This window comes from Okeania sp. SIO2B9 (assembly GCF_010672505.1).
In the GTDB taxonomy this organism is placed as follows: Bacteria; Cyanobacteriota; Cyanobacteriia; order Cyanobacteriales; family Microcoleaceae; genus Okeania; species Okeania hirsuta.
In genome coordinates this window covers 1-3351 of the sequence record NZ_JAAHGK010000877.1, presented here as the reverse complement: position 1 = coordinate 3351, position 3351 = coordinate 1, and the positions used below count along the sequence as shown (strand labels likewise).

Genomic DNA, 3351 nt, shown 5'->3' with positions numbered 1-3351 from the left:
GATCTCTAGCTCTACTTCCACCTTCACCTTGTTGATCTGTACTTCCAGTTTCTCCGAGTACAGCTTTACTCATTTCGCGATCGTAATAGTCCATTAAAGTAGAATAAATATCTACTCCCGTTCCTGTCGGTACGGTCATCCATTCAAGATCGCATTCATTGGGAATAGCTACACCCGATTCTTGAGCTATATTTTGCATTGCTTCTAAAAGAATATCTCTTAAATCCTCTCTTCCAACTGGATATGTAGCCTTTGCAGTAGGAGAACCGTATTTGTCAGCATAAATCAAGCTAAACCTTGCTAATTCCCTTTTGAATCGTACTGGATAATACAATTTACTTCCCAGTCCCCAACCATAGGGGTTATCATCTTCAGGGTCAACTGTATGAATTATGAATTTTTTATCTGGTAGAGATATTCCAACATGGGGATTTTCTAGCGTGAGTAATCTAAACGCGAGATTCTTTTTGTCTTCAGCTACTACATAGACAAATCGCTTAGAACTTTTAGGCTTGATTGCCTTAGGGTAAATTTCTTTTCCATCGGAATCCCAAATAATCTCAGCAGCTTGAAAACCATAAAATTCGCCTTTAAGTAAAGAATAACAAAGGCGATCGAATCCATTAGTTAAGCCTGGTATTAAATCGTTATTAATTGCTAAATCATCATCGTTCCCCAATCTTTCTATTTGGGCTTTTACTAAATCGGCTGCTTTTTTATCTATTCTCCTATCTGATGCTGGTCTAACCTCTATTTCTCTTCCAACAACAGACAGCCATCTTTTTTGAGTTACGGCACTACAATGCGGATCGCGTAAAACATCGCGTAAAACTTCATACGCCTCTGTTTTTCCCATGTTAAGGAAGAGTTCATCGCGAGATGACAGCCTTCCACCATAGAAAGGATAAATACCCCCTACTTGATTATTGACTGTAGCAATTTCTTGTTTTTGTAGCTTTACTAATCTAGCCATAAACCTATAGTTAATAAATAGAGAATAGAAAATTTTCTATTCTTGATAGCTTGTAATTAAATAATACAGAAGATTATCGGGCTTGCGTTAAGTTATAACTCCTGCGTTTTTGCCCTGTTGTTTTGGGTTTAACATTGATTTCCGAGGTAGAAGCATAATTTAATGCCCGACAAAAAGCATCTAGCCTATCGTCATGCGCTCCATTTGGAAATTGCGAGCATTCCATAACAAAATCTACGACCCAAGGTTTAGCGTGAGGTAAAAATACTTTGCCACTCTCTACCGTGGGAGCGATCGCAGTAACGCGAGTAATTTTATCTTTATCCGCTTTTTTCGCTATCAACGGTAATGAGGTTGTACGGCGTAATTCTTGGATTAAACTTTGTCCGCTTGCTGCGTCTTCAATTATTACAGCATTGGCTTTATCCCTATCCTGTAGCTGGATTATTTTACGTTTTAACTCTGGATATTCTAGGCGATCGCAAAAAACATCTAGTACGTAATAGCCATTCTTAGTTCTGCCAAGTAATACCCCAGCCGAAGGATCGTTTTGATTGCTGGTTTTAAAAGCGGTATCCCATGCCCATACTGTGAAAGAACATTTAGGAGGGACTAAGCAGTAATTCCAAAAAGAATCTTTGATTATTCCTCCTTCTCTTGGCGTGGGTGACTGCTGAATCTGACCTGCGTAGCCATACGATCCAAGCGTCTGCTTCAAATCTTGTAAAACCTCAACGGGAAACATTTCTTTCCATAACGGTTCGCCCTCTTCTTTTCTTGGGTCTTCCCAACCGACAGATGTAATACATTTTCTACTAGGTTCAAATTCACCAGGCAAGCAAAGATGTTCGTAGCCATTATCTATAGCCCATGCCGAAACATCTTTATGATGAACCCGTTGCATAATTACAATGAATTTAGCAGAGGTGGGAGTACTACCACGAGTTGACATTTCTTCTTTCCACCAGCTAACTGTGGATTCTCGACTAGCTTCCGATTCGGCTTCTGTTACTTTGTGGGGGTCATCTACAGCTATAATGTCGGCTCTTTCTCCAGTACCAACCCCTTTAGGAGATGTACACATCCTAAATCCAGTGTAACTGTTTTCAAACCTGGTTTTTAAGTTTACATCACCCGTTAAGCGAATATGAGGATACATGGTTTGATACCAATTCGATTGCACTATTCTCCGACATTTAACAGAATCTCGAATAGCTAAATTCCCTTGGTATGCACTGAAAATGGATCGCCTTGTTGGTTCGACTTCTGCCCAATCCCAAGCAGGATAAAAAACCCCTACTAACAAAGATTTCATGTGACCAGGCGGAACATTTATTAATAATTTCTTAATATCTCCGCGAGATAAAGCCTCTAAATGTTCCGCGATCGCGCCAATATGCCAATTATCGACAAAATCTCGACCAGGTTCGACTATTTTCCAAGCTTTTTTAATAAAGTTTTTAAATCCTATTTTTTCTTGTGGCTTTGCTTTGATATCCTCAAGTGAAATATTATCAAGACCGAGTAATTTTTTACTTCTTGTTGTTAAGAAATACTCTTGAGAATACAAAATATTTACTCCTCTTCATTTACATATTCATTGTTTAATTCCTCTGGTGTTAAATCCACAATTACTTCTTCAATGAACCATTCTCCTCTCGCATTCTGTCTTAGTTTTACACCATATTTCTCAAGGGTTGCGATCGCGATATTTATGTTCATTTTTGCACCCGTATAAGTAGCCAATAAATCGGCTGCTTTTATCTTGTCGTGCATTTTTACATGGTGTCGTACAGTCGTAACTGGATTGCCATCTTTATCGTTTCTTGTTATCTCTGTAGCTGAAATATTTTGAATTGCTGCCCTAACTCTTCTAGGTAGGTTTCTAGAGCTTGAAAAAGTAATTTTTTCACTATCAAACTCACAAACATCGGTAATATCTGAAAGCATTATAAAAGTTAATTCTTCTATTACTTTCGCTCTAATTAAAGCCGTATCGTGATAAAGTTGCTGACCTAAATAATTTACGTATTTTTTAACTTTAGGGTTTTGGAGGAGCTTTGCAGCGTTAGTATAAACAGATTGTTTATGGTCTGTATAGCCAGCATCCGTGTAGGATTGATTGCGATCCATCGTCTCTACATAAAGCTCGCAAAACTTTTTTTGTCTGGCATTAAGACCAAAGGGATTTTCTTCTGTTACTGGAGTTTCTGGCATTATATTGTTTAGTTAAGTTTTAGTTACTATTCTATCTTTATGCAGTGCCAACTTTACGCCTTTAATGCTACTACGAAACAATGGCTCGCCGTCCCGATTGAAGCCTTTGGAGAAGATGCTGGCAATACTACAGGTGTTTCTTTATCTGATTTGATCGCTAA

The 3351-nt window shown here is 38.3% G+C and carries 3 protein-coding genes; all 3 read right to left on the bottom strand.

Annotated elements, in window-relative coordinates; genetic code table 11:
- Positions 1 to 973 (bottom strand): DUF935 family protein (locus F6K13_RS24855; RefSeq protein WP_287288684.1); only part of this gene is annotated, 973 nt, incomplete at its 3' end.
- Between the two features lie 73 nt (positions 974 to 1046).
- A complete protein-coding gene (gene terL, locus F6K13_RS24850; RefSeq protein ID WP_287288682.1) occupies positions 1047 to 2543 on the bottom strand; it encodes a phage terminase large subunit in 1497 nt (498 codons plus the stop codon).
- A gap of 5 nt (positions 2544 to 2548) precedes the next feature.
- A complete protein-coding gene (locus F6K13_RS24845) occupies positions 2549 to 3190 on the bottom strand; it encodes a terminase small subunit (RefSeq protein WP_287288680.1) in 642 nt (213 codons plus the stop codon).
- Positions 3191 to 3351: the final 161 nt, after the last annotated feature.

What these genes read in the sequence shown, in the direction of transcription:
- F6K13_RS24845 (WP_287288680.1), bottom strand. Translation starts at nt 3,190, where the DNA reads ATGCCAGAAACTCCAGTAACAGAAGAAAATCCCTTTGGTCTTAATGCC.